Annotated in this window: 22 protein-coding genes and 1 other annotated feature; of the genes, 4 read left to right on the forward strand and 18 right to left on the reverse strand. The window is 45.9% G+C overall.

The genetic code is table 11. The features are described 5' to 3' along the window. Window positions 1-55 precede the first annotated feature (55 nt). The 3 genes from VP472_RS14110 to VP472_RS14120 all read right to left on the reverse strand — a co-directional run bounded on the left by VP472_RS14110 (window position 56) and on the right by VP472_RS14120 (window position 3659). Entirely contained in the window at window positions 56-367 is a 312-nt protein-coding gene (locus tag VP472_RS14110; protein WP_003152299.1) for a rhodanese-like domain-containing protein, read from the reverse strand. 116 nt (window positions 368-483) lie between these two features. Beyond that, on the reverse strand, window positions 484-2898 hold the full coding sequence (gene leuS, locus VP472_RS14115) for a leucine--tRNA ligase (RefSeq protein WP_146277370.1): 2415 nt from the start codon (window positions 2896-2898) through the stop codon (window positions 484-486). Window positions 2899-3007: 109 nt separating this feature from the next. Continuing rightward, window positions 3008-3221: a binding site (T-box leader), on the reverse strand. Between the two features lie 102 nt (window positions 3222-3323). Further along, complete coding sequence (locus tag VP472_RS14120) at window positions 3324-3659, reverse strand: DUF4257 domain-containing protein (protein ID WP_015418038.1); 336 nt, start codon at window positions 3657-3659, stop codon at window positions 3324-3326. Between the two features lie 389 nt (window positions 3660-4048). Between VP472_RS14120 and VP472_RS14125 the strand changes: the two genes are divergently transcribed. Further along, window positions 4049-4834 (forward strand): YtvA family blue-light photoreceptor, encoded by a 786-nt coding sequence (locus VP472_RS14125; protein WP_146277372.1) that lies wholly within the window; start codon window positions 4049-4051, stop codon window positions 4832-4834. Window positions 4835-4874: 40 nt separating this feature from the next. Here VP472_RS14125 and VP472_RS14130 read toward each other — a convergent pair whose 3' ends face one another. The 14 genes from VP472_RS14130 to VP472_RS14200 all read right to left on the reverse strand — a co-directional run bounded on the left by VP472_RS14130 (window position 4875) and on the right by VP472_RS14200 (window position 18520). Next, window positions 4875-6059, reverse strand: coding sequence for an MDR family MFS transporter (locus VP472_RS14130; protein ID WP_014305612.1), 1185 nt, complete (start codon window positions 6057-6059; stop codon window positions 4875-4877). A gap of 195 nt (window positions 6060-6254) precedes the next feature. Beyond that, a complete protein-coding gene (locus VP472_RS14135; RefSeq protein ID WP_146277373.1) occupies window positions 6255-6965 on the reverse strand; it encodes a YwaF family protein in 711 nt (236 codons plus the stop codon). 107 nt (window positions 6966-7072) lie between these two features. Next, window positions 7073-9013 carry an FtsX-like permease family protein gene (locus VP472_RS14140; protein WP_015418041.1) on the reverse strand — a complete coding sequence of 647 codons (1941 nt, stop codon included), beginning with the start codon at window positions 9011-9013 and terminating at the stop codon, window positions 7073-7075. After that, entirely contained in the window at window positions 9010-9765 is a 756-nt protein-coding gene (locus tag VP472_RS14145; protein ID WP_015387828.1) for an ABC transporter ATP-binding protein, read from the reverse strand. Before VP472_RS14145 ends, VP472_RS14140 begins: the two co-directional genes overlap by 4 nt. A gap of 102 nt (window positions 9766-9867) precedes the next feature. Then, the gene (locus VP472_RS14150) at window positions 9868-10872 is read right to left on the reverse strand and encodes a sensor histidine kinase (RefSeq protein ID WP_146277375.1); all 1005 of its coding nucleotides are present in this window, start codon (window positions 10870-10872) and stop codon (window positions 9868-9870) included. Beyond that, window positions 10865-11560: a response regulator transcription factor gene (locus tag VP472_RS14155; protein WP_014305616.1), complete on the reverse strand. Its 696-nt coding sequence runs from the start codon at window positions 11558-11560 to the stop codon at window positions 10865-10867. Before VP472_RS14155 ends, VP472_RS14150 begins: the two co-directional genes overlap by 8 nt. A 63-nt stretch (window positions 11561-11623) precedes the next feature. After that, window positions 11624-12934: an ABC transporter permease gene (locus VP472_RS14160; RefSeq protein ID WP_003152283.1), complete on the reverse strand. Its 1311-nt coding sequence runs from the start codon at window positions 12932-12934 to the stop codon at window positions 11624-11626. Continuing rightward, window positions 12924-13619, reverse strand: a complete 696-nt coding sequence (locus VP472_RS14165; RefSeq protein WP_003152281.1) for an ABC transporter ATP-binding protein — start codon at window positions 13617-13619, stop codon at window positions 12924-12926. Before VP472_RS14165 ends, VP472_RS14160 begins: the two co-directional genes overlap by 11 nt. Before the next feature lie 15 nt (window positions 13620-13634). Beyond that, on the reverse strand, window positions 13635-14618 hold the full coding sequence (locus VP472_RS14170) for an ABC transporter permease (protein ID WP_146277377.1): 984 nt from the start codon (window positions 14616-14618) through the stop codon (window positions 13635-13637). Between the two features lie 36 nt (window positions 14619-14654). After that, window positions 14655-15641: an ABC transporter permease gene (locus VP472_RS14175; RefSeq protein ID WP_153986681.1), complete on the reverse strand. Its 987-nt coding sequence runs from the start codon at window positions 15639-15641 to the stop codon at window positions 14655-14657. Between the two features lie 15 nt (window positions 15642-15656). Beyond that, window positions 15657-16643 (reverse strand): ABC transporter permease subunit, encoded by a 987-nt coding sequence (locus VP472_RS14180; protein ID WP_146277381.1) that lies wholly within the window; start codon window positions 16641-16643, stop codon window positions 15657-15659. Then, complete coding sequence (locus tag VP472_RS14185) at window positions 16637-17515, reverse strand: ABC transporter ATP-binding protein (RefSeq protein WP_003152276.1); 879 nt, start codon at window positions 17513-17515, stop codon at window positions 16637-16639. The genes VP472_RS14180 and VP472_RS14185 overlap by 7 nt, the downstream gene beginning before the upstream one ends. Further along, complete coding sequence (gene ytrA / locus VP472_RS14190) at window positions 17508-17900, reverse strand: GntR family transcriptional regulator YtrA (RefSeq protein ID WP_003152275.1); 393 nt, start codon at window positions 17898-17900, stop codon at window positions 17508-17510. The genes VP472_RS14185 and ytrA overlap by 8 nt, the downstream gene beginning before the upstream one ends. 347 nt (window positions 17901-18247) lie before the next feature. Continuing rightward, window positions 18248-18520, reverse strand: coding sequence for a YtzC family protein (locus VP472_RS14200; protein ID WP_003152272.1), 273 nt, complete (start codon window positions 18518-18520; stop codon window positions 18248-18250). 237 nt (window positions 18521-18757) lie between these two features. On the opposite strand from VP472_RS14200, the gene VP472_RS14205 reads away from it, so the two are divergent. From VP472_RS14205 to VP472_RS14215, 3 genes are all read left to right on the forward strand, one after another. Beyond that, window positions 18758-19726: a tRNA modification radical SAM protein MnmL/YtqA gene (locus VP472_RS14205; RefSeq protein WP_015418049.1), complete on the forward strand. Its 969-nt coding sequence runs from the start codon at window positions 18758-18760 to the stop codon at window positions 19724-19726. Beyond that, the gene (locus tag VP472_RS14210; RefSeq protein ID WP_014305624.1) at window positions 19723-20304 is read left to right on the forward strand and encodes a tRNA 5-(aminomethyl)-2-thiouridylate-methyltransferase MnmM; all 582 of its coding nucleotides are present in this window, start codon (window positions 19723-19725) and stop codon (window positions 20302-20304) included. Before VP472_RS14205 ends, VP472_RS14210 begins: the two co-directional genes overlap by 4 nt. A gap of 122 nt (window positions 20305-20426) precedes the next feature. Further along, a complete protein-coding gene (locus VP472_RS14215) occupies window positions 20427-20621 on the forward strand; it encodes a hypothetical protein (RefSeq protein WP_003152265.1) in 195 nt (64 codons plus the stop codon). 17 nt (window positions 20622-20638) lie between these two features. On the opposite strand, the gene VP472_RS14220 is transcribed toward VP472_RS14215, so the two are convergent. Further along, window positions 20639-21448: a glycerophosphodiester phosphodiesterase family protein gene (locus VP472_RS14220; protein WP_102422713.1), complete on the reverse strand. Its 810-nt coding sequence runs from the start codon at window positions 21446-21448 to the stop codon at window positions 20639-20641. Between the last annotated feature and the right edge of the window lie 59 nt (window positions 21449-21507).

Genomic DNA, 21507 nt, shown 5'->3' on the forward strand with positions numbered 1-21507 from the left:
TTATAAAAAAAGAAGAAAAAGACGCACGTCCCTTTTCTTCTTTCACTTCAAAGCGTTATTTCTTCGGCTTTGTTTCGCCTTCCCACTCCAGCATGCCGCCTTCAACATTAACTGTACGGAAGCCCTGCTCATGTAAATACATACAAACGTTCATGCTTCTTTTTCCGGAACGGCAGATAAATACATATTCCTTGTCCTTGTCTAACGCATCCATCTTCTCAGGGATGTCCCCCATGCGGATATGAACGGCCTCCGGAATCATTCCTTCGGCAACTTCTTCGTCTTCTCTGACATCAATCAGATACAGCTCTTCTCCCGCTTTTAATTTTTCTTCCAGTGCGGCTGTGCTGATTTCATTTATTTTCAATGCGTGACACTCCCATTCATCTTTATGGTGTTAAGTATACCAAAGCCCGCGGTGCAATTTCTATGATAGAGGCCTGATAAAAAAGCCCCTCTCTGTAGGAGAGGGGCTTCGTCCGGTCAGTTTGCCACGATATTGACAAGCTTGCCCGGTACGGCAATAATTTTTCGGATCGTTTTTCCTTCAAGCTGCTCTTTTACTTTTTCGTCAGCTTGTGCGAGCTGTTCTAACGCTGCTTTATCAGCATCAGCCGGAACCATTAATTTCGCTTTTACTTTTCCGTTCAGCTGGACGACGATTTCCACTTCATCGTCCACCAGTTTTGATTCATCATAAGCAGGCCAAGCCTCGTATGCAATCGAACCTTCGTGGCCGAGTTTTTCCCACAGTTCTTCCGCCAAATGCGGCGCAACAGGAGAAAGCAGCTTCACAAAACCTTCGATATATTCTCTCGGCAGTTCATTCGCTTTGTAAGCTTCATTAATGAAGACCATCAGCTGAGAAATGCCCGTGTTAAAACGAAGGGCTTCGAAGTTTTCTGTCACTTTCATAACCGTTTCATGATAGACGCGCTCAAGAGTTTCGCCCGCGCCTTCTGTCACTTTACCCGTCAGCTCGCCGTTTTCCTCGATAAACAAACGCCATACGCGGTCAAGGAAGCGGCGCGCTCCGTCAAGACCTGATTCAGACCAGGCGATAGATGCGTCAAGCGGCCCCATAAACATTTCGTACAGGCGAAGCGTATCTGCTCCGTGAGACGCCACAATTTCATCCGGATTGACGACGTTTCCGCGGGATTTACTCATTTTTTCATTGTTTTCCCCGAGAATCATCCCTTGGTTATACAGCTTTTGGAACGGTTCTTTCGTCGGCACGACACCGATATCATAGAGGAATTTATGCCAGAAACGAGCGTACAGAAGGTGAAGCACGGCATGCTCCGCTCCTCCGATGTAAATATCGACGGGCAGCCATTTATCCAGTTTCTCAGGTGAAGCGAGCTGATCCGGATTTTTCGGGTCGATAAAGCGGAGGAAATACCAGCAGCTTCCCGCCCATTGCGGCATCGTGTTCGTTTCTCTTCTGCCTTTTCTGCCCGTTTCAGGATCAGTGACTTCCACCCACTCTTTAATGTTGGCAAGCGGTGATTCACCTGTTCCGCTCGGTTTGATCTCATCGGTTTTCGGCAGAATCAGCGGCAGCTCTTCCGCCGGAACGGCTGTTGACGTGCCGTCTTCCCAATGAATGACCGGAATCGGCTCGCCCCAATAGCGCTGGCGGCTGAACAGCCAATCACGCAGACGGTATGTCACTTTTTTCTCACCGTTTTTCGTTTCTTCAAGCCAGGCGATCATTTTTTCAATCGCTTCCGCTTTATTCAGTCCGTTCAGAAAGCCGGAATTGACATGTTCTCCGTCTCCCGTGTACGCTTCTTCATCCGTGTTTCCGCCTTTTACGACTTCTTTGACAGGCAGGCTGAACACTTTGGCGAATTCAAAATCACGTTCGTCATGCGCCGGCACGGCCATTACAGCGCCCGTTCCGTAAGAGGCGAGGACATAATCCGCTATCCAGATCGGCAGCTTTTCCCCGTTTGCAGGGTTTACGGCATATGCACCTGTGAAGACGCCCGTTTTTGTTTTCGCAAGATCCGTCCGTTCAAGGTCACTTTTCGCCTGAACTTCTTTAACATAAGCGTCTACCGCTTCTTTTTGTTCAGGCGTCGTGATGGCCTCCACAAGCTCATGCTCAGGAGCCAGTACGGCATAAGCCGCGCCGAACAGCGTGTCCGGTCTTGTCGTAAACACCGTAAACGTGTCATCAGTGCCGTCGATCGCGAAATGCACGTTTGCGCCTTCTGAGCGTCCGATCCAGTTGCGCTGCATGTCTTTAATGCTTTCCGGCCAGTCAAGTTCTTCTAAATCTTCAAGAAGCCTGTCCGCATAAGCGGTGATTTTCAGCATCCATTGTCTCATCGGGCGGCGTTCAACCGGATGGCCGCCCCGCTCGCTTTTGCCGTCAATGACTTCTTCGTTCGCAAGCACCGTTCCGAGCGCCGGGCACCAGTTGACCGGCACTTCGTCTACGTAAGCGAGCCCTTTTTCGTACAGCTTGGTGAAGATCCACTGCGTCCACTTGTAATAGTCCGGATCAGTCGTATTGATTTCACGATCCCAATCATAAGAAAATCCGAGTGATTGGATCTGGCGGCGGAAATTATCTATATTTTGTTTTGTGAACTCAGCCGGATCATTTCCCGTGTCAAGCGCGTATTGCTCGGCAGGAAGCCCGAACGCGTCCCATCCCATCGGATGAAGCACATTGTACCCTTGCATGCGTCTCATGCGAGAAAGGATATCGGTTGCCGTATAGCCTTCCGGATGTCCGACATGAAGGCCGGCTCCTGAAGGATACGGAAACATGTCAAGCGCGTAAAACTTCGGCTTGTCATTCTCTTCACTGACGGCGAACGTTTTATGATCCAACCAGTAATTCTGCCATTTCTTTTCTATTTTTTCGTGCTGAAAACTCAACGTAAAAACCTCCTTCTGATTGAATACGGCGTATGTAGTCCAAGTATTGACGGGATGAGGAAGATTATATTCAGATTATTCTAAAACTAAAAAAAACTCCCTCATCCCTAAAAGGGACGAGAGATTTTTGTTTCCCGCGGTACCACCCTCGTTAGCGCGGTTTTAAGCCGCACTCACTTGATACTTTTAACGCAGTTATGCGTCAGCGGTTTTGCCGCTGCAACTCTGAGGCGAGTTCGGAAACAGACTTGATTGACTTGCACCGGCCGTCAACTCTCTGAGTGCGAAATCTGCTTCTTACTGCTCCTCTTCACTGTTCTTATCGCTACCGTAATCTTACCTGTATTTTATAGAATTCTGTTCATAAGTGCAAGCAGGTTTGTATACAATGGGAATGTACCCGGAACGGGTCGTGAGCGGGGATATTATTTTGATGGAGGATTTTTTTGCTGGTGTGGTTTTGCTTCGGCCGAATCACTGTTTTGTTCTCTGACAAAATCAAAGCTCCTGAGAACAGCTTCTCCGCCGTAGCCTGCGATTATGGATAAGATGACGAGTTGAATTCCTGAATCGGGGTCAGCGGATAAGACAAGTAAGATGGAAGCAGCCATTCCGATAAAACCATCTTCCAAAAAACCGAGATAGATAAACCGCTTTGTCATTCTGGGTTTCTCCAGCCTGCCTCTCTTTTTCACATGACCGAGAACCCCCATGATGCCTCCAATTACACAAGCAATTATTACCTGATGCAGCATCTTCATCACCTTCCTAAAGCCCTTATTTAGTAAAGCGACTTCAGGCCATCCAGCCCCCTTACGAATACGATGATTTTCGATATCTACATACCGGCGATTGAACAGGAATGTAAAAAGCTTGTTTCTTCCATTATATGTGAACACATGATCGGTAAGCTTGATGCATTAGATTCATTTTTCACCCAGTGACAATGACCTAGTCACTTACTTAGCGATGATGTGCCTTCCCCTTATATATTCAGTGTATATGAGGACAAGCCCGAATGACAAATTGCAAACTTCGGCTGCTTGAATCAGAACATATGTTATGCTACGGTTACTGTAGATTCATTTAAAAAGGGGAGAAACAACGGCTGAAAAAAGCGCGCAGCTTTACGGCCAAAAGGGGGTTTTACATGGCTGACTCAAATGTATCCGGAAAACTGGAGCAGCTGGAGCTTATCAAAAAGGCGCTTGATCACGCACGCATCGGCGTGGTGATTACAGACCCCTCTCTTGAGGACAATCCCATCATATATACAAATCAGGGATTTATGGATATGACAGGCTACGCTTCCGAAGAGATATTAGGTAAGAACTGCAGATTTCTGCAAAGCAAAGAAACCGACCGTCAACAAGTCGCGAAAATAAGAAAGAGCTTAAACCAGAAAGAAAAGATCACGGTGCGGCTGAAAAATATCAAAAAAGACGGCACCCCGTTTTGGAATGAACTCAACATTGATCCTCTGTATGTTGAAGACAAGCTCTATTTTGTCGGTTTTCAAAAAGACATTACAGAGCAGAAAGAATACGAAAAGCTCCTTGAGGATTCCCTCACAGAAATCACGACGCTTTCAACACCGATTGTTCCGATCCGAAACGGCATCTCCGCCTTGCCGTTAGTGGGAAACTTAACGGAAGAACGATTTGATTCAATTGTGACAACTTTGACGGACATATTAACCGCATCTAAAGATGATTACTTAATTATAGACTTATCAGGTTTGGCCGAGGTAAACGAACAGACCGCAGACCGGATTTTCAAATTGCACCACCTGCTTAAATTAATCGGCACAGAACTGATTATCACCGGGATCAAGCCTTCCCTCGCCATGAGAATGAATCAGCTTGATGCCAGCTTTTCTTCATTAAAGACGTATTTAAACGTTAAGGACGCCGTCAACGTGCTTCCGGTCGTATAAACAAAAAAATCCCGCCGAAACAGCGGGATTTTTTATGTCGTCATCGCACTTGGACGTTTTGTTTATTAACGGTTTTCAGGCGTTTGTCGTACAGCACCGTCGCTGCGATGCTGACAACAAGAAGCACCATCAGAATCAACAGCAGCACGCTCATGCCGTACTGATCAACCAGCACGCCGCCAAGGAGCGGCCCGATCATTCTGCCGCCCGTCGCCGCACTGTTGACAAATCCTTGGTAAAACCCTTCTTTCCCCTTAGGCGCAAGCTGATTGGCAATGGTAGGCACGGCAGGCCAGACAAGCATTTCTCCGACGGTTAAAATCACCATTGCGGTGAGGTACATCGGAAATTGCTTGGCGCTAAGAAGCACGCCGAACGAAACGATAAAAATACAAAAGCCGATGACCATCTGCGTTTTTAACGCGCCTGACCATTTTTTCAGAACAGCTCCTATGAGAGGCTGTCCGGCGACAATTAATATTCCGTTTACGGTCCAGAGCACACTGTATAATGAAAGCGGCATACCGATGCTTTGAGTATGTGACGCAACGGTTGTGGACCACTGCGAATAGGCAATCCACCCGAGAACATACCCGCCGCTCAATATGAGAAGCGCCGTAAATTTCGTTCTGCTGCTGACAGGCTCGTAGTCCAGAACAGAAACCTGGCTCGCATTTCCGGTTTTGATATTTCGAAACCCGAAAAATACGATAAGGAAAAACAGCACATAAAGCAAAGCATTGGCTAAAAACACGTACGTAAACGAGTATGCTGCAACCATCCCGCCGAGTGCCGAGCCCACGGCGACACCTGCGTTCTGAGCTACATAAATCGCATTAAAAGCCCTCCGCCCGCCTTCTTTCCATACCGCTCCCGCCATGGCGTAACTGGCCGGAAACACGATACCGGAACCGAAGCCGACAATGATGAGCAGCCAAATATAAACGGGCCATTGGTGAAACAGAACGAGTCCGAGAAGACTTGCCAATGTGATCATAATGCCCAGCATAATGGATTTGAATCCGCCGATTTTATCAAACAAAAATCCGCCGCATAAATTCCCCGCCACACTGGCCCCGGAATTCAGCATCAGAACAATCCCCGCAACAGTCAGCGATTTCCCTAAATGATTATGAATATAGATCGTATTCAGCGGCCACAAAAAAGATGCGCCCGTCACATTGATAAACATTCCGATGATTAATATCTTCAAAGCGCGCGGCATACCGATCCCCCTCTCTCTATAAAAAACCCCATGAAAAAACGGAAACCGCAAGCCGCGGCTCCGTATCGATCACGTTATCATAGCACATTCATTCTATCGCCGCGGACGTCTTTTTTCAACATCAGAATCTGAAAAAAATAATGCCGGAATGTTGAAAAAATTACAAATGATTGGATTCGCAAAAACAGACCGGCTTCATGCTCTTTTCCTCAGCAGCCAAAACGGAATATACAGAATGAAAAAGCTCAATATCACCGCCGCTTCCATTGATAGAAGATACCACGGCCAAGGTCCGAAAACATTCAGAAGCGAAGCGGTCTTCGGTTTTTTCATTAAATATAGATAATTTGCATTCAGCACACGATCAATAAAAAAGACACACGCCCCGTACAGATTTACGATCAGCACCGACACCCACAGCCCGCGCGCCGACGGTCTGTACTTTTCTGCAGCGGCCATGAATAGACAGGTAAGAAAAACACAGCCGTGGGAGACGAAAAACACGATGTACCGAAAATGCGGGAAAGAATACGCCCCTAAATCAGGTGTTGCCATCGCCTGTACGGCGCTGCCCAAACCGGCAAAATAGAGGAAGGCGAACAGCTTTTTGCTTTTTGTCATGACCATCAGCATCGCCAAATAGACGGAAAGGTCGCTCAGCTGCAGCGGCAGAGCTGTTTTCAGCGACCAGGCATGATGACAAAGCAGCCATATATGATAGCTGATCTGCGACATGGCAAGGAGAATGAATAGTACATAGCGGATCATGCGACTCTGGTTGAGCTTTTTCCGGAATACGATCACGCCCGCCACCAGCAACCCGATGATCAACAGCGTGAAAATGTGTTCCTTGGAAAAAAGATGAAAGGCCCCTGTTTCAGATTTCAATTGAAAATACTTCTGCATAAGGCTCCCCCGCGCGAAAAAATGACGTATGTCTATTCTTTTAAAAATCGCTTTCTTCTATTCATACAAAAAAAGCCTCCGCTTATGCGGAGGCTCCTCAACTTGTTTTACAAGGCGGATTGAATGACCTTTTTATAATACAGCACCGACAGCATGCCGAAGATGGAGTACAGCAGCGTATACAGCGCCATGACGATGATCATCGGCGTCCACACTTCCGTTCCGAATAAAAACCATCCTGACTGAACGGCAAAATAGCTGTGGAACAGCCCAAGAACGAGCGGAATCCCGAAATGATACGCCTGCTTCCGGCGGATGCCTTTCAGCAGATCTCCCGTTGTGAAGCCGAGCTTCCGCAATATCGTATAATCAGCCTTCTCATCCTCACACTCGCCCATTTGTTTAAAATAAAGGATACAGCCTGAGGTGATCAGAAAGGTTAATCCCAAAAAGCCGACAATAAACATGATCAGCCCCATGTTTTTCTTTTGCGTGTCAGCCGTTTCAAATTGTGAAAGCGCGCCGTCTGAATAGTGCTGCGCCTGAAACAGACCATCAGCTTTTTGGATGTCCTCTTCTCGTTTGAGTGTAATGCCGAAGAACCGATTTGATTTTCCCTGAATGGACGGGTCGATATCTTTCTCGATCCGGTCGAATACCTGCTGCGTGACGATAACGGTCGGCAGCCCTCCGCTTGTAAATGTATATGACAGGAGGAAGTCGTTCTTCAAGCCCTTATACGCCAGCGGTATTTTATCCGTTTTGCCGTTTATATCAATGGAACCTGACGTTTTCAGGTCGAGAAATCTTTTCATCATATCATTATATCCGGTAAACACGGCTTCTCCGTCAGAAAGCTCCGTCCCTTCTGCGTCTTTCTCGCTTATAATCGGCAGCGCCAGGCTGGACGGGTCTTGTTTAAAGCTTTTCATGTCGCCGTTTATGATGTTCTTCATATTGACACCGGCTTGAATGGTCTTGATTGTTTTTACTTTGTGTTCAATTCCGTTTTTCTTCAATAAAGCGGTAAATGAGTCAGTCTCCTTTTGGTTATCAAACGCAAAGTCCGCAGCTGTATTTTGCTCAGCCGATTTTTCCGCGGAGTAGTACGAGATATAGCTTAAAGACAGTAAACCGATTGCCAGCGCCGAAAGAGTCGTAATAATCGTCAGCAGCACGGCGTTTGACTTCATCCGGAACATGATGGATGACAAAGACAGCACTTCACTGACATTCAGATACCCGCCTTTTGATTTCCGGATGAGATTTGCCAGAAAGCTGACCGAACCTTTATAAAACAGATAGGTTCCGATAATGACCGAGCCTAGAATAAACACCATTGCCGAAAACAGTTCATTCATGCTCGTAAAACTGCCTCCGAATAAATCCGCGGACACGGCATAGCCGGCGATAATGGCCGCAATACCGACAACGCCGATCAACATCTGCACCCAAGAAAGCCGTCTTATGCCGCTTTCTGACGATGACGCGGTTTTAAATAAAGACAAAATGCTTTGCCGTTTAATAAATAAGTAATTCATCATCATAATCAGCACGTAAATTGCCCCGAACACAATTAACGTCTGAACGAGCGCCTTGCTTGAAAAAAACAGTGAGACAGAGGCTTTCACACCGACTGTATGAAACAGCATCATCATACATAATTTCGAGAGGGAAAAGCCGGCGAAAATACCGATCCAAATCGATCCGAAATACAAAATGAAATTTTCTGCGCTGAGTATGCGGAAAATGTGCATTTTCGTCATGCCGATTAATCGGAATAAGCCGATTTCCCGGCCGCGCCGTTTAATAAAAATGGTGTTGGCGTATAAAAGAAATACCGACACGATCGCCACAAGCAGTACAGAGGCGGCCCGGATTGCCGCCGCTCCTTTTATGGAGCTTTTCATTTCATCAAGCGCAGGATCGTATTGCATCGTGACAAACGCGAAATAAAGGGCGGCGCTGAACACCAGCGCAAAAACGTAAAGGTAATAGTTTTTCATATTCTTTTTCAGGTTCTGGAAGATCAAATGATGAATACTCATGCCTGAACCCCGCCCAATACACTTTGCGTTTTCATAATATCCTGAAAAAAGTCCGGTCTGTCCTGGCCGCCTTTATTCAGCTGTGTATACACACGGCCGTCTTTAATGAAAACCACACGTCCGGAATAGCTGGCGGCAACCGGATCATGCGTGACCATCACAATGGTGGCGCGGCGTTTTTGATTCAGGCGGCTGAGTTTATTCAATAAATCCGTGGCAGCCTTTGAATCGAGCGCTCCGGTCGGCTCATCAGCAAAAATAATGCCCGGCTCGTGAATAACAGCTCTTGCGGCAGACGTCCGCTGTTTTTGCCCGCCGGAAATTTCACTCGGATACTTATGTCTCAAATCATAGATCCCAAGCTCCTCTGCCGTCTCGGCAAATCGCAGGTCCGCCTCTTTCTTAGACATTTTCGTAATGGATAACGGCAGGAGTATGTTTTCCTTCACGGTCAGCGTGTCCAATAAATTATAATCCTGAAAAATAAAGCCGAGATGCCGTTTTCTGAATTCGGCAAGCTGTTTTTCTTTCATGGATGTAATCTCCGTCTCGTTCAGTTTAATGGTGCCCGCGCTCACTTTATCAATGGAGGAAAGCACATTCAAAAGGGTCGTTTTCCCTGATCCTGACGGGCCCATAATGCTGACGAATTCCCCTTTGTGAATCTGAAGATCAATTCCTTTCAGCACCTCTTGTTTATTCAGCTTGTTTCCGTAGCTTTTTTGGATATTGCCTGCTTCTAAAATCATCACGTTATGATTCTCCTTTTACATTGGTTATCTTTATTTTAAAAACAGAAGCCGTTTTTTTCGTTTGATTAAGCGAACAAAAGAGAAAAGCATGTGACACTTTTGTCACACGCTGAACATGCTGACGGCATCGTTCTGTTTCGGAAACACCAAGGTAAAAACCGTGCCGCTTTCCGGCTCAGAGCGCACGCTGATTTGGATGAGAAGAGGAGCCGCGGCTTTTTGAGCCAAATACAGGCCCATCCCCGTTGACGCGTGATCTCGCCTCATTCGCGTCGAGGTAAATCCTTTTTCAAAAATGCGCGGAAGATCTTTGGGCTCGATGCCGATGCCGCGGTCTTCGATATCGACATGCACACGGCCGTTTTGTTCATAGCTTTTTACGGTAATGTCATCCGCTTCACTGTATTTTACCGCATTGCTTAACAGCTGCCTGATGATGAAGGAAAGCCATTTTCCGTCACTGTGAACGTCCGGTGAATCAAGCTGAATGTCAAACCCGATCCCTTTTTGTATGCACCATGATTGCAGATTTTTAATTTCTTTGAAAACGAGCGGTCTGAGCTGAATGCGCTGGAATGATAAATCATTTTCAATAAAGGACAATCGTTTCTGATGAAGCTGCTGGTCCAGGAGATGGTGAATCCGCAGCCATTCATACAGCAAAGGGGCTTTCAGCGGCTGTTCATCAAGGCGCTCGATCATGAGATGCATCGCTGTCAGCGGTGTTTTGACCTCGTGAATCCATGACATCAGGTCATCCTTTTCATGCTCTGACGCCGCCTGAAGATCAAGTGAGCTTTTTCGTAATTGCTGTGTCTGCCCTTCAATGCTTTCTTCAACGATAGACTCAAACGGACTGTCAGGCGCTTTAAGATAAGACATGTCTAAATTGGCGTCCCACTCTCTTAAGCTTTTATAATAGGCGGTCTCTTTCCGATAGCGGAACAAGAGAAATACAAGAAACACAAGAAGCGACAGGTAAACAAAATACAGCACTGAAAGAAACGGAATAGACGGATCAATATATGCCGCAAAAAGGAGCACAGCCTGCTGCAAAAGAAACATCGCGATCCAGCTTTTTCTTTCGAGCAGAAATGATTTAATCATAAAGACCGTCTTCTTCCTTTGCGATGTATCCCTGCCCGACCTTGGTTTCAATCATTTTCCCGATGCCTAATTGATCGAGTTTTTTCCGCAGCCGGTTGACATTCACCGTCAGCGTATTATCACTGACGAAACGCTCATCATTCCATAGGCTTCTGATGAGTTCTTCCCGGCTGACGATTTTATTTTTCTGTTCAGCCAGCAGTTTTAAGATCAGCATTTCGTTTTTGGTCAGCTCGACCGAACCGTTTTTACGGCTGACCGTGTTGGTTTCTGTGTCAATGACCGCCCCGCACCATCTTTTCATCAGCGCCGGTTCTGTGCCGTATTGGTGCACACGGCGGAACACCGCCTGTATTTTCGCGATTAACACATCAAAGTGAAAAGGCTTCTGAATAAAATCATCTGCCCCGAGCTGCATCGACATGACCATATCCGCGGGATGATCGCGCGAGGACAAAAAGAGAATCGGCACGTTTGATTGGGAGCGTATCATTCTGCACCAATGAAAACCGTCAAATTTCGGCAGCTGTACGTCAATGATCACCAAATCAGGCTTGATTTCGGTAAACTCCCGGATGACCCGGCTGAAATCCTTTATTCCATGCACCGCAAATGACCAGCCCGTTAATCTCTCTTTCATCTCGTGAAACAAAGTGTTATCATCTTCTATTAACAAAATGTGAAACATGGTATCCGCCCTTTTCTGATAGATAGAGGAAAAACCGGCTGATGTCCAGCCGGCTTTTTTCCTTTACAGTTCTCTTCTTAATGCGGTCAGAACGTTGGTTTTTGTCGCTTTGCGGGCCGGATTCATACCGGAAATTACCGCGACCCCCGCACAAATGACAACTGCGATCACAACGAGGCTGAGCGGGATATAGGAGAAGGTATAATGAAGATCTTCAGCTCCGGTGTTTCCCCCTACCGCTTTCAAGATAACCGGCACAGCCAGATTGACGGCAAAACTCACTCCGTAAGAAATGATAATCCCGATGACAGAACCTAATATCCCGATATAGGCGCTTTCCATCAGGAACATTCTGCGGATGATGGACGGGCTTGCGCCGATCGCTTTCATAATCCCGATTTCCTGCGTTCGTTCCGTCACCGCCATCGTCATCGTATTGAAAATACCGATGGCAGAAATCACGACGGCGATAAAGCCGACAAAGATCAGGCCGATTTTAAAGACGAGGAAAAAGGTGTTGACGCCCTTCAGCTCGGTTGTGACAGATCTGACATAAAAGCCGTCATCCGTGAGGTCATGGGTAAGCTGATCGACATGATCGAATTTGTCCGCATACACATTGATGCTTTTTTCCGCATTTCCATTCTTCAGATCCAAGAATGTCGAGAAGTCTTTTTTGAATTGATCACTCACAAAAATATTTGTATCCTCCATCCAATCTTGGGACGGTTTTTTTGTAATTCCGACTACTTTGAAGTCGTACGTTTTCGTTTTTTCAACGTCTCCGTCTTTGTTTGTTTTGGAGATGCTCAGCTGTATCGTTTTATTAAGCAGGTCTTTCGTATAGCCTTTTGGTTTTTTCACCTCCGACATGTCGCCTTGGTGATCCTTTAACTCTTTGTCGTAAGCGTCAGCCTCTTTTTTCGTCAATAGGTTCTTCGCAAAATCATAGCCGACCACGATTTCATTCTCTGTGCGGGCGACTCTTCCCTGATCAAGCTCCATATTGGCTTTGACTTCATCTTTCATGTTTGTCAGCACAATGGCTGAATCTTCATTTGTTCGGTTTCCCAATGACGCTTTGTTCGGTTCATACACTTGTGTTCTCTCAACGACAGACTTGACATTTTTATACTTTTCCAAGTCTGATTTCTTCACGGCTTTTCCGTTCTCTTGGCCGAGCACATTGATTTCCGTAACAATCTGCTGGCTCATGGTAATGTCTGTAATCGTTTTTTGGATGCCGAATCCGACGGAAGCCAGCACCACTAAAAACGCGCACGCCATTGTCGTCGCCAGCACCGTCATGAAAACACGCAGCCGGTTTTTCTTCATATTTCTTCTGATAAAGTGAATCTGATCCTTAAATCTCAACAGTAACGCCCCCTTTTAATACACCGTCATGCAGCTGGAATTTTGAATGCGCGATCGAAGCGACTTCATCGTCATGCGTAATGATGACAAATGTAATCCCGCGCTCCCGGTTCAGCTGCTGAATTAATGCAAGCACCTCAAGTTCCGTTTCTGAATCGAGGCTTCCCGTCGGCTCATCGGCTAAAATAATTGACGGATTTAAAATGAGGGCTCTTGCGATACTGACACGCTGCTGCTGGCCGCCTGACAGCTCATTCGGATAATGATTCGCATGATTCTCAAGTCCGACCCGTTTCAGCATATCCGCGACTTTCTGCTTGCGTTCAGACGGTTTGACGCCTTTTAAGGCAAGCGGCATTTCAACATTTTCATAGGTTGTCAGACTCGGAATGAGCTGAAAGCTTTGAAAAATAAAGCCGAAATGCCCGAGGCGGAACTGCGCCCACTCTTTTTCATTGAAACCCGTCACATCAGTGCCGTTAATGACGATACGGCCCTTTGTCGGCGCTATGTATCCCGAAATTAAATTCAGAAGCGTTGATTTTCCGGAACCGCTCCGCCCGACGATACAGGCAATTTCCCCTTTTTCAACGGTCAAAGAGACATCCTTCAGTACCGGAACCTCACTCTCTCTGCCTTTCCTGCCGATTTTAAATGAATGATCGATATGCTGTACCTCTATCACGTACACCACTCCCCCTTATATCTGTTTCGTTTTTTTATAGATGAAGTAATAACTGATGAAAAACCCGATAACCGCACCGATGAGCATGCCGAATATGTAACCGGTATACGAACCGTTATAAGCATATCCGCATACCCCCGCACTTCCCATCATACTGAGCGACATGACGAGCACTTGAATGATGCGTTCAATGTGTTTGCTCAGGATAAAATGTCCGCTTCGTTCATTCGGCATTTTCAGGAAATTCACATAGCCGAATAGATAGAAACAAAATCCCATTAATGTGGAGATGAACAATGCGTTTTTCATGTAATACATCCATGATGTATGGATGTAAGCCGCAGGCATGAAATAGATCAGAAATCCGCTCCAAGGGAAATCAATATCCGGCACAGCCTGCCTGCCAAAAAGGAACTCAGCGTTTAACAGGTAAATCGTCATAACCACGATCGGAAAGACGGAAACCGTGAACGCTGTGATCAGCTGCGCCGCTAAATTGCCCGTTATCGTGCCGGCAGCTGTCACTAATGCATAAATCATCAAGCTGATGACCAGCATCCCTGCGCTGAATGATTGAAAATGATGGACAGCGTCAGGTTTAAGCGCTAGAAACAATATGTCTGATACTCCGTAAGAAACAAACTGCGAGCCGGCTAACACGGCTGCTCCCAAGAAAAACTTCGTATGAAATATCCGGCTTCTCGAATACGGAAGACTCAGTGTAAACATCCTTTCAGCCCGGCCTGCTCTTATCAGAAAAAGCCCCATAACAACCGGCGGAATGAAATGAAGCCCAATCAAATTCCGATAATTGCTGTAATCGATGCTGAATGTACAAACTGACCCCGGGTACAGCTGAAGTGCACGTAAACAATCCTTATAGTGAAAATACTCATTTATAATTGCCAAAGGGCCTAAGATAGATAAGAACCCCGCTGTAAGCAGCAGCAGCGTCTGCCGCTGCTTACATTCTTTATAAAGCAAACCGCTAATCGGCACCTTGCCTTCCTCCAAACTGCTCATTTTCAAACGGATCTACATATGCTTTGACTTCCTGTAAACCGTAAAATAACTGATGAAAAACCCGATAACCGCGCCGAAGATAATGCCGGCTAAATAGCCGAACATCGTGTCTGTGACCCCATATCCGAAAACACCGAAACCCATAACGGCAAACGCAATCACCAAAATCTGCACCGGACGGTCCAATTTTCTCCATAGAAAGAATCTGCCGTTCCGTTCATTCGGATGTTTCAGAAAGCTGACGTAACCGATCAGATAAAAGACAAGACTCATCACCATCGGAATGATTAAAACCAAATCCCTTTCTCTGATCCACTCGTTAAACACATATCCAATAGGGGTTACAAATATAAAAAGACGGGATTCGATATAACTGCTGATAAAAGAAAATTGATCTCCCACACTAACACCGAAAACGACCTCCAAATTCGCGGCCGGCAGACCGATGAGTAAAAAAGGCAGAATCGTTACGGTAAACGCCGTTAACAGCTGGGCGAATATATGTCCCGTTATTGCTCCGGATGCCATTAACAAGGCGTAAGCCATAAAACTGATGACAATCATTCCGATTGAAAAATGATCAAAATCGTACGTATGGCTCGGTTTCAGCAAAGATATCAGCAATGACGCCGCTCCATAGCCTATCGCCTGAGGAACAACAATGACTGCCCCGCCGAGCCAGAATTTAGTCTGAAAGATTTGGCCTCTGCTGTAAGGCATGCTTAACAAAGCATCCATCGTTCCCTTTGTCCGTTCCAAGCCTAATAAGAAGACGGCAATGATGACACTCACAATCCAGCTGAAGGAAAGAAGCGACCCATTCGTATAATTGACAACGAATTCACAATCTTGAAGAGCCTGGTTATTCAAACATTCTTGATATGTTGAGTAGTTGTTATAAACCAAAAAAGGGTTTGCCGCCATTAAAAGAATGCCGCTGCATATAAACAACCACTGATTTTTCTTCCATTCTGTGTACAACAATCCCTGCGGTATCATTCCGGTCCTCCTTTCTTACACATGCTTCGTTTTTTTATATATGGCAAAATAACTGACCAAAAATCCGACCGCTCCTCCGACCAGCATCCCGGCCACATACCCTGTCATCGTCTGTCCCGTCGAGTACCCCGCCAGGCCAAAACCGAGAACGGCGATGATGATCACCACAACCTGAATGGGCCGGTCAAGCTGTCTCCAGAGAAAAAAATGGCCGTTCCGTTCCACCGGCTGCCTGACATAGCAAAAGTACCCGATGGCATAAAATACAATGCTCATCACTGCCGGAATGATTAATATATACTTGCTGGCAGATACCCAATCTGTATCCATGTACATGATCGGATTCAAATATTGAAAAAGATTGTATACTTTGATATAAGCATCCACTGACGGCATCAGCTCATACATGCCGGCTCCGAAGATGACTTCTACATTGGACAGCGGCAACGTAATGATCAGGTATGGTGATATCGACACGGCAAACGCCGTTAACAGCTGGGCGAACGTATTCCCCGTTAAGCAGCCTGCGCTCGCGACCAATGTAAAAGCCAAAACACTCACAATAATCTCTCCGACGCTGTAATGGTGGAAGAAATATACGCGCTCAGGCTTTAACAGAAGAATGAGCAGCTCAGCCAGCCCGTAGCCGATCACCTGAGCGCCGGTAATGACCGCCGCCCCGAGCCAAAATTTAGTGTTAAACACCTGAGCGCGGGAATAAGGCAGACTGAAAAGCGCATCAATCGTTCCTTTCGTACGCTCCAGTCCGAATAAGCAAACCGCCAAAATCACAGCGGGCGCCCAGTTTAAGTTCAGCATTCCGCTATCCAAAGAATTCACATAAAACTTACAATATGCTCCGTGGGTGTCCAGACAGCCTTGATAAACCAGATAGGTATTTAACACTTCAAATGGATTGACCGCCGCTAAAAAAATGCCGACCATCACAAGAACAGTTCGATTCTGCACCCATTCCCTGTACAGCAATCCCCTGTCTACCATCTCCGGTTCCCTCCAAACTTCGCGATGAAGACTTCTTCTAAGTTCACAGGAAGTTCGTTCCATACTTTCGGCTGCAGCTCTTGCAGAAAGTTCTTTTTCTTCTCATCGTTCTTTTGAATCAGCACCGTATAAAACACACCGGCATGGTCGAGAATCGGTATATTTTGTTCTCTGATCTTCAAGGCGACGTCCTCTTCAAATGCCATTTGGATTTTCATGTACTCTTCCTTCATATCATCCAAGTCCATCACATTCGTCAGCTGATTTCCTTCCAAAAACCCGATCCGGTTGCACATTCGCTCAATATCTTCTAAACGGTGTGAGGTAATCAGAATGCTCGTTTCCCGTTCAGCTACTTCATCCACCATAAGCTGAAGCACGTCATGACGCGTTACGGCGTCAATTCCGTCCGTCGGTTCATCCAAAAGGATAAGAGCCGGGCGTGAAGCAAAGGCAAGGACGAGCGCAAGCTGTTTTTTCAGGCCTGTGGATAATTCACGATATTTCTTCGTTTCCGGAATGCCGTACCTGTTCATCAGCTCATTGGCGTAAGTCACATCAAAATTCGGATAGATTCTGCTTACAATCGCAACAAGCTGTTTATATGTATACTTGTCATAAAAAGGATTTTCAACAGGCATATAAATGATATTCTGTTTGACTTTCGGATGACGCTTTATTTCCACCTGATTAAATAAAACCGTCCCTTGATCCGGAAGCAGAATCTGCTGAATGAGCCGGAGCAGTGTTGTTTTCCCTGATCCGTTTCGCCCGAGCAGCCCGAAAATTTCCCCTTTTCCGATGGTGAGCGAAATATCTTTGAGCACTTCTTTACCGTCTATCGTTTTTGAGAGATTCCGCAATTCAATCATGATCCTTGCCTCCTTTCACATCAGCGCTGATTTCCTTTATCCATTCCTGCAGCTTCTCCAGCTCAACTCCCGCGTAATGGGCATCGATGATGAGCTGTTTCAATTGCTCTTTTATCATCGTCATCTTCCCTTCAACCAATGTCGTTTTTGCATTCTCCGATATATACGTTCCTCTTCCCCTCAGCGTTTCAATGACACCATCGCGTTCGAGCTCCTTGTACGCTTTGCTGACTGTGTTCGGATTGGCGATAATAATCGTTGCCAATTCCCTGACAGAAGGAAGTTTATCCCCCGGCTTCATGATCCCTTTTAAACAAAGCTCTTTCAATTGCTGTATGATCTGCTCATAAATCGGAGTTGAGCTTCTCGGATCGATTTGAATCATTTACTTCCCTTCTTTCTTTTACGAGCTGCTCTCTTTCTTTAAATGTTCTGCCATTGAAAACCGATGACGACAAGAACGACAAACAGACTGCTGGCCAAAACCGAGGCGGCGATAATAAGAGGCACATCTTGTTTTACGGATCTTTTGTTTTTCATGAAAGTTCCCCTTCCCTATGCTTAACATTTATATGTCGATTTCATTTTTTGAGTGTTTTATGTGTATTACATCAAGTAGTACACGTAATACAATAAACACACTCAGGCCTATTGTCAATTCTTTTTTAAAAGAAATACAAAAAAACCCGCCGGGATTCCGGCAGGTTTGCTGAACCATTTGAAACGGCGCGGTCAGTAATCAAAATTACGCTGCAAAATCATATTGTTTTGCAAAGTCTGCAGCTGCAATCTCATTCTGTAAAGCTGCTCTCTTTGCTGATCATTCGCAGATAATGACAGCTTGTTTAATTCATTCACCGCGTTTTCAAGCATCATTTGCGCTTCACTGTATTCATTATCATTATAATGCTCTTGTTTTGAAGCGGTCATAAATTGCTCATTCGCAAATTCATACGCCTGTTCGCTTCTTTGGAGATGTTCATCTACTGATTGTCTTGTTGCCAACGAAACCCCTCCTCAGTGAATGGGAAATCAATCTTAGTTTGAGCGGACCCAAAATAATAACACCCGAAGGTTGCAGGAAAGAGAACCAAATTTTCCGTGTTTAAGCTAAAAGAATGAGAATCCTGCCTGGAGTCATAATAAACAAAAGAAAGCCGCATCCTGTTTTCAGATTGTGAACCCCCATCATTCATGCTACAATTTTAGGATGCATCTGATGTGAGGGAGGCTTTTTGAACATTGAACGAGAATAACCCTTTTCCTTATTCAAATACGGAAAAACGGTACCATACATTAAATTATCATCTGCGGGAGCATTTCGGGCATAAAGTGTTTAAAGTCGCACTTGACGGCGGTTTTGACTGCCCGAATCGGGACGGCACGGTTGCACACGGCGGCTGCACATTCTGCAGCGCGGCGGGATCCGGTGACTTTGCCGGCAATCGGGCCGATGACTTACTCACGCAATTTCACGATATCAAAAACCGCATGCACGAAAAGTGGAAAGACGGCAAGTATATCGCATATTTCCAGGCGTTCACGAATACGCATGCCCCTGTAGAGGAGCTGCGTGAAAAATTTGAATCCGTCCTCGGGCTTGACGGCGTTGTCGGCATGTCTATCGCGACCCGTCCGGACTGCCTGCCGGACGATGTCGTGGAATATTTGGCAGAACTGAATGAGCGGACCTATTTGTGGGTTGAACTCGGGCTGCAGACCGTGCATGAGCGGACCGCCCTTCTGATCAACCGCGCCCATGATTTTGACTGCTATGTTGAGGGTGTCAATAAACTGAGAAAACACGGCATCCGCGTTTGTTCCCATATCATTAACGGGCTTCCGCTTGAAAACAGGGACATGATGATGGAGACGGCCAAAGCCGTCGCTGATTTGGATGTGCAAGGCATTAAAATTCACCTGCTTCACTTATTAAAAGGCACACCGATGGTGAAGCAATATGAAAAAGGAAAGCTGGAGTTCCTTTCTCAAGAAGAATATGTAAGTCTTGTATGTGATCAGCTCGAAATCATTCCCCCGGAAATGATCGTTCACCGCATTACGGGAGACGGGCCGATCGAATTAATGGTCGGGCCGATGTGGAGCGTCAATAAGTGGGAAGTACTGGGCGCCATTCAAAAAGAGCTGGAAACACGGGGAAGCTATCAAGGAAAGCTCTTCAGAAAGATCGGGGAGGAGACCGCCCTATGACCTTGATGCACATCCTCCCTTTCAGTAAAGAATTGCTGAAGTCCGCCGCACAGGAAGGTGATATCACGGTTGACGCGACGATGGGCAACGGACATGATACATATTTTCTGGCCGGCCTTGTCGGTGAGACAGGACATGTCCATGCCTTTGATATTCAAGCGGACGCACTCGCTAAAACGAAGGAGCGGCTCGGTGCCGACTTCGGCCCGCGCGTCACGCTTCACCATAAAAGCCATGATCAAATAAAGGCATCGCTGCCTGAAGATGCGCACGGTCGTGTGGCTTGCGCCGTCTTTAATCTCGGCTATCTGCCAGGCGGCGATAAAAGCATTACGACAAACGGCCGCTCAACCATTTCCGCGATCGAACAGCTCCTTGAACTGCTGAAGGAGAACGGGCTGATCGTTCTCGTTGTGTACCACGGGCATCCTGAAGGCAAGACAGAAAAAAGTGCATTACTGGAATACTGCAGCAATCTTGATCAGGAAAAAGCCCGCGTGCTGAGCTACGGCTTTCTCAACCAGCAAAACGACCCGCCGTTTATTATAGCGATTGAAAAGAAATCTGCCGGCAAATAAAGAATCGGCCTGTCATAAGCGGGCCGATTCTTTTTGTGTTTACTTTTCAAGAAAAATCAATTACTATGAAATAATGGAAAAAAGTTCACCTTTTAAGTGTAACGTCTGGGAGGAGCGGCAGTTTGAATATTCTTCGCATCATATTTTCAAGTGTTCCCTATGTGATGTTTGTCATCATTTTATCAAGACATTTAGGATTTGAGTTCGCGAAAACCTATTACTGGTGGTTTGCTGCATTTTTTGTCATCGGGCTGATCGGCAAATTCGCAATGCACCTTGCGGCAAAAAAGAAACCGTTAAAAAAAGAGACAGCGTAAAATGCGCATGTCTCTTTTTATTTACTGTTTTGCAGCACGCTGCGTGTATAAGCGGGATTGTTCGTAAAGACACCATCTGCTTTTTGTTTCAGCATAATAGGCGTCAGCGTATGCTCGTCTTCCTTATCAAAAAACACGTGCACTTTCATCTTATTGTGATGAATGCGCTTCACGACTGCTTCATTTGCCAATTTGGCGTTGATCCCGACTGTATCAGCATACGTTCTGATGGTTTGCAGCTGCTTATCATTTATCTCCTCAGCCTCGTGATCTTTTAATAATCGAACAAGAGGAACTTTTTTATTCATAGAACGAACTTTCTTTAAGCTCTTCCCGCTAAAAGACTCAATGACTGCTTTATGGCTGGAAATCAGCTTATGTTTTTGTAATATGTCAATCAGTTTCTTTTCCATCACCAGGCTGCCGTTGCTTTCTCTTGTCTCAATATAGTAATTGGCAGTTTGTCCGAATTTCTGTATGATTTCTTCTAATGTTAAAATCTTTTCTCCTTTTCCCGCATTCAGTTTCTTAATCTGAGCCAAAGACAGATCATCTGTCATCCCTTTACCATCTGTTGTCCGATCTACCGTTTTATCGTGAATCGCAATCAGACGGCCGTCCTTTGTCTCCCGTAAGTCTATCTCAATATAATCTGCTTTGTCTTTAATCGCACGTGCATAAGACAAAGCGGTATGTTCCGGCTCAATCGCAGAAGAGCCCCTGTGCGCTATCAAGACAGGATGATAGCCGGCGGAAGCATGGATGACGGAGCAGCCTCCGGAAATGGAAAGTAATGCTATGACCGCTAAATACTTTAATTTTTTCATAAAATTAAAGTATCATATTCTGCAGGCGCAAACAATGTTTCATTCTTCACGTCATAAAT

Source organism: Bacillus sp. MT(2024) (assembly GCF_036362845.1).
In the GTDB taxonomy this organism is placed as follows: domain Bacteria; phylum Bacillota; class Bacilli; order Bacillales; family Bacillaceae; genus Bacillus; species Bacillus velezensis.